At 47.3% G+C, this 6,000-nt stretch carries 4 protein-coding genes and 1 pseudogene; 1 reads left to right on the top strand and 4 read right to left on the bottom strand.

The window, feature by feature from the left end; genetic code table 11:
* Positions 1-93 precede the first annotated feature (93 nt).
* The 4 genes and pseudogenes from IEW48_RS08665 to dat all read right to left on the bottom strand — a co-directional run bounded on the left by IEW48_RS08665 (position 94) and on the right by dat (position 3,013).
* Complete coding sequence (locus IEW48_RS08665; protein ID WP_188623460.1) at positions 94-705, bottom strand: FAD-dependent monooxygenase; 612 nt, start codon at positions 703-705, stop codon at positions 94-96.
* A 221-nt stretch (positions 706-926) separates the two neighbouring features.
* A pseudogene (locus IEW48_RS08660) lies at positions 927-1,510 on the bottom strand (reverse transcriptase domain-containing protein); the annotation flags it as partial.
* Positions 1,511-1,666: 156 nt separating this feature from the next.
* The gene (locus tag IEW48_RS08655) at positions 1,667-2,023 is read right to left on the bottom strand and encodes a hypothetical protein (protein ID WP_188623459.1); all 357 of its coding nucleotides are present in this window, start codon (positions 2,021-2,023) and stop codon (positions 1,667-1,669) included.
* Positions 2,024-2,143: 120 nt separating this feature from the next.
* Complete coding sequence (gene dat / locus IEW48_RS08650; RefSeq protein ID WP_188623458.1) at positions 2,144-3,013, bottom strand: D-amino-acid transaminase; 870 nt, start codon at positions 3,011-3,013, stop codon at positions 2,144-2,146.
* Positions 3,014-3,398: 385 nt separating this feature from the next.
* Between dat and IEW48_RS08645 the strand changes: the two genes are divergently transcribed.
* Positions 3,399-5,984, top strand: coding sequence for a vitamin B12-dependent ribonucleotide reductase (locus IEW48_RS08645; protein WP_188623457.1), 2,586 nt, complete (start codon positions 3,399-3,401; stop codon positions 5,982-5,984).
* Positions 5,985-6,000 lie beyond the last annotated feature (16 nt).

Below are 6,000 nucleotides of genomic sequence, written 5' to 3'. Positions count from 1 at the left end.
CTCCCTCTGATGAAAAGTTTAAGCACTTTCAATCATAAGGGAGGTAATGAAAATTGGAAATCAGGTGGCTCATTTTTTATGTGATCGAACCCTTCAAAAGTGGCTCAATTTTAAATTATCAAATACACCTGCTCTATACTTATCTTCAGACACCTTGACCACAGCACGCCAACAGGTGTAACCGGCATAGCGCGGCGCCATATTGGGAAGATAGATTTTCCGTACAATGGAATGGATACCGTCGGCTGCAATCAATGCCTTTCCCTCTACCGTGCCACCATTTTCTAAGGATACTTTAACGCCAGTTTCATTTTGTTTAACATGTACCACTTTTGCTCCCAGTTCAAGGGTACCCGGTACAATGTGCTGGAGAAGGGATTGTTGTAATTGGGCTCGATGAACTGTAAAATAAGCGACACCATACTTTTTGTTAAGCCGTTCCATATTCAGTTTACTCAGCAATTGACCGTTTGGATCAAGGAATTGGGTACGCTTGATAACATGACATTTCTGACGAAGTTCATCGGTTACCCCCAGATAGGTTAATCCTTTCCAAGCATTCGCGCCCAACCCTAGTCCCGCTCCAACTTCTTTCAGCTCCTGGGCACGTTCAAAAACTTTAACATCATATCCTTCCTTTTGTAAGGCAATGGCAGCTGTCAACCCGGCGATACCACCCCCAGCTATAATAAAATCATGCTTCATAATTCATTCCCCCTTTCCCTATGTTCTTAACTCCTCACCCTTGATTGTCTACTTTCCCGTATGCTATGAGGATGACGTAAAGTATTTTGTGTAAAAGTCTTTTAAATGAGCCTTTTGCAAAATTAGGTAATGAACCTAAGGACAAAAAGAAGACATCTTACACTTAGAAGAAGTTTGCTTTCCTAATTTAAAGCGATAAAGTAATCGGGGCATACTCCCAGAATCGCTCCTCCTTGTGGCGTTCCTTCCTCTGTACGAACGTGGAAACCGTCCAACATGAACCCGGCGGTCTGTGGGCCCGGATCAGTTTGAGCACCCGTTTGTCTTTGACTCGTCGGGCCACCCGGCTCATCAAAATGTCATGATTCACCCGGTCAAAGAATTTCTCCAGGTCCATGTCTACCACATATCGGTAGCCTGCTTGGATGTAGCTTTGAGCTTGTCTTACCGCCTCGTGAGCCCGACGCCCAGGACGAAACCCATAGCTGTGTCTTGAGAAGTGGGGGTCAAAAATAGGGGTAAGTACTTGGTGAATGGCCTGTTGGATCAACCGGTCCATCACGATGGGAATGCCTAATAACCGGATGCCTCCGTTGGGTTTCTGGATTTCGACCCTTCGGACAGGTGCTGGCTGGTAGGTCCCCTCCAGCAGCTTTTGTTTAATGCCTGGCCAGTGCTCCCGGAGATAATCTCGGAGGTGTTCAGTTGAAACCTCGTCGATGCCGGGAGCGCCTTTGTTAGCCTCCACACGTTTGAGTGCTTTGGTTAGATTTGACCATGATAAGATGTTCTCCAACAAAGCCATCGAGATATTTCTCCTTTCGCGGGATGAGGTGTCAGGTCTTGCCGGGCAATGCTCAANCTCCTTTCGCGGGATGAGGTGTCAGGTCTTGCCGGGCAATGCTCAACCCTCATTCCAAGGCCCTCCGGGCTTCACCCATCTTTCCTTGGAAGAGTTCCGTCAGGAATTCTGCTTCAGCGCATTGCGTCTCGAAAGAGTCTGATTCATCCCTGAATTGACGTTCGGTCCTTCCCTTTTCAGGCGTCCCTTACTCAGGTATTTTTGTCTTGCTGACCCCTGTACGTTCAGCAAAACCTTTCGGTTTTGGTTACCATCTTCAGATGGCGTGCCGTACAGGCCTCCCCGGATAAGAGCACGGACTTTCCACTCATGTACCTGCCCAATATACTGCCACAACCCTTGGCGGCTTTGGACTTCGTCTTGTTTGGCAGACTCATCCGATTGTGACAGCCTCAAATTGGGTTCGTGTACCTCAGGTCGAGTGTTTGCCTCCGGCAACACCAGATTCCGCCTCACGGCGGACACCCTTGCTTTCAGCTAACGGTAGGCGCTTGATGAGCCCCTGTTCGGGACTTTCACCCTATAGTCACGCACCCATGCCGGGCGTACCAAAAACAGTAAGGTAGGCTGATCAGCCTACCTTACTATTTTTGTTTTTAACTCGGCTATTCTTTGGTCAAAAGCCTGTTGAAGCTGTTGGGTGATGGGTCCCGGCCTCCCCTCTCCGATGGTGTCCTTGTCAATCTGGATCACCGGGATAATCTCACTTGTGGTACTGGTAATAAATACCTCATCCGCTTGTAACAAATCATTGACAGAGAACGTTTGTTCGTGTACCCTAAGATTTAGTTCTGAGCACAACTGGATGACATATTGGCGGGTAATGCCGTTTAAGATCAGGTTGTTTGGCGGGTGGGTATGTAATACCCCCTTTTTAACCATAAATACATTGGAGGAGCTACCCTCTGTCACTGTTCCGTTCCGGTGTTGGATTGCTTCAAATGCCCCGTTCTCCGTGGCTTTTTGTTTAGCCAGCACATTTGGCAGCAAATTAACTGTTTTAATGTCACACCGCAACCAGCGGATGTCATTCACAAGGACAGCTTTTACGCCTTGCTGCTGCTGGGTGAGTGGACGATCCATCGGTTTGGTGTAGGCCACAAGCTGCGCTTTGACCGCTGGGTCAGGGAAACCGTGATAGCGCGGGGCCACCCCCCTGGTCAGTTGCACGTAGATGATCCCTTCATCCAGTTTGGTGCGGTCGGTCAGCTCAAGCAGACGCTGTTTTAGTTCATCCAGTGACAAGGGGAGTGCAAGTTGAATTTCATCGGCACTCCGCTTCAACCGTTGAAGATGTTCACTAAGCAGAAACACTCGTCCTCCGTAAACACGGATCACTTCATAGATGCCGTCGCCAAACTGATATCCCCTGTCTTCAATATCAATTTTAGCTTCTTGGCGGGGGACATATGATTCGTTTAGTAAAATAATGTCCGTTTGTTTCACTTTTACCCCTCCTATCCGTTATGGTCTATTTTACACAATCGCTTAAAAATTGAAAACCGTCATTCGCTCAATTCACTCACAGGATAAAAAAGTTTAAAAATGCAAGGCATAAAATCATGTGAAAATTGAAGCATAATGGAGATTGGCAGACTAAAGGGGACTTAAAGAAGCCAAAATGAATCATTTCAGGAGTGGACGAAACAGACAATTTATGATCCACACATCAATATATAGTATTGAATAAAAAAAGAGTACACAATATATTGTGTTTTGGGTCAAACTATGGTAATGTAATGATACAACACGAATTTATACATAATTTACTAATGATATGCCAAAGTCAACTGATTTATTCCGATCTGTTTACATTAAAGGAGGCTTGTTCATGAGTACCACGCTAGTCACAACGGCACAAGGGGAAAAGATGCAGATCAATATTGACCGGTTGAACGAGGATATCAAACAGTTTCCCCAGGTTCATCCGGTTACCCCCGATATGCACCGTGCCTTAAAAGGGGTATCCAGACTTGTGATGCTCGACCGGTATGCCTTTAAAGATATTGAAAAACGCACCCTGAAAAAAGGCGATTTTGTTGTTTTAACGGTCAAAGAGGATCCCAAGTTTCCAGCCCGGGGGTACGGGTTTGTCCTGGATTTTGACCGGGAGAAAGGGACAGCTAAAGTATGCGTGGATGAATCGTTCCGCGGTGTGCTGGAAGATCCGCAAGCCATGGAAACCGGCATTATAGAGGTCTCCCTTGATCTGGTGGAAAAACCGCTGGAAATTTATTATGAGCAGATCGCCAAACGTGTGGCGACAGGACTTTCTGCTGTTGAAACAGACCCGGCCAAGAGAGAGAAGTGTTATCGTGAATTTTATGAGGAACTGGTCAATATGAATTTTGTTCCGGCTGGACGGGTCCTCTATGGAGCCGGAGCAAATATTGACGTCACCTTGTTTAATTGTTATGTGATGCCTTTTCCCCATGATTCCCGCGGAGGCATTGCCGACCATCGCAAAAAAGTGATGGAAATTATGAGCCGTGGCGGTGGAGTGGGTACCAACGGCTCCACCTTGCGGCCAAGGGGTGCTTTATGTAAAGGAGTGAACGGTAAATCGAGCGGCTCTGTGTCCTGGCTGGATGATATTGCCAAGCTCACCCATCTGGTCGAGCAGGGGGGAAGCCGGCGGGGAGCCCAAATGATTATGCTGGCTGACTGGCATCCTGATATTATTGAATTTATTGTCTCCAAAATGCAAAACCCGCGGGTGTTGCGCTTTATCATAGAAAAGGCTGAGGATCCGCGCATCAAAAAAGCAGCCAAAGAAAAATTGAAATTTACCCCACTTAAACCGACAGAAGTGGAAATGTATGAAAAGATCCTGGCTATTCACAGGGAAGCGGAGGAATCTCCGTTCAGTCGGGAAATTATTGAAGAAGTGGAACAAAAACTTGCTGACGGCGGTGTTTATGAAGTGCATCAACCCGACTTCCTCACCGGGGCTAACATCTCCGTTTGCCTGACCAAAGAGTTTATGGAGGCCGTGGAGAAGGATGAAGAGTATGAGTTGCGCTTTCCGGACATTGAAAACATGACTGACGAAGAGATGGAGATTTACAATCGGGAATGGCACAAAATGGGGGATGTCAGAGAATGGGAAGCCCGGGGCTACAAAACCCGTGTCTATCAGCGGATTAAAGCAAGAGAACTGTGGAAGCTGATCAACATCTGCGCCACCTATTCGGGCGAGCCGGGTATCTTTTTTATCGATAATGCCAATGAGATGACCAACGCCAAGGCCTATGGCCAGAAAGTGGTGGCTACTAATCCCTGTGGGGAACAGCCCCTTGCACCGTACAGTGTATGCAACCTGGCTGCCATTAATTTGGCCCAAATGGTGGACAAAAAGACCAAACAATTTAATTACGAAAAATTGAAGAAAACGGTCCGCATTGGTGTGCGCATGCAAGATAATGTGATTGACGCCACTCCCTATTTCCTGGAGGAGAACACGAAGCAAGCTAAAGGAGAGCGGCGCATCGGCATGGGAGTGATGGGGCTTCATGACGCCTTGATTTACATGGAAAAAGTGTACGGGTCTGAAGAAGGGAACCGCATCGTTGATAAAATTTTTGAAACAATTGCCGTCACGGCTTATGAAACATCCATTGAACTGGCCAAAGAGAAGGGAAGTTTCCCCTATTTGGTCGGTAAAACTGAAGAAGAAACCCGGAAGCTGAGGGAAGCCTTCATTAACACCGGCTACATGAAACGGATGCCCGAACATATCCGCCAGGATATCCTCAAATACGGGATCCGCAATTCCCATTTGCTAACGGTTGCCCCCACAGGTTCAACAGGAACGATGGTCGGGGTAAGTACAGGTTTGGAGCCTTACTACTCCTTCACTTATTACCGTTCGGGACGGCTGGGCAAATTTATTGAAGTGAAGGCTGACATCGTCCAAGAATATCTCAACGAGCATCCTGAGGCTGACCCTGATAACCTGCCTGAATGGTTTGTCTCAGCCATGGACTTGACACCAGAACAGCATGCGGATGTACAGTGTGTCATTCAACGCTGGGTGGACAGTTCCTTAAGCAAAACAGTCAATGCGCCAAAAGGATACACGGTTCAACAGGTGCAAACCATTTACGAGCGGTTGCATAAAGGGGGAGCCAAAGGGGGAACTGTCTATGTGGACGGATCCCGTGACGCGCAAGTGCTCAGCTTAACGCCTGAAGACCAGACCTTTGAAGACAATCAATCCCTTCTGGAAGAATGGGAAAAAGCAGAAAGCAAAAAGCAATATGTGGTCGAAACCATTCCCGATGTCAAAGCCACCAAGGTGACCTATGGAGCTGAAATTGGTGAGATATGTCCCATTTGCCGCGAAGGAACGGTAGAAGAGATTGGCGGCTGCAACACGTGCAATCACTGCGGTGCCCAGTTGAAATGTGGGCTGTAAACTGTAACAAGGAAAA

It is taken from the genome of Caldalkalibacillus thermarum (genome assembly GCF_014644735.1).
GTDB classification, from domain to species: domain Bacteria; phylum Bacillota; class Bacilli; order Caldalkalibacillales; family Caldalkalibacillaceae; genus Caldalkalibacillus; species Caldalkalibacillus thermarum.
The sequence above is the reverse complement of the archived record's forward strand: the minus strand, read 5'-3'. Positions and strand labels throughout refer to the sequence as shown.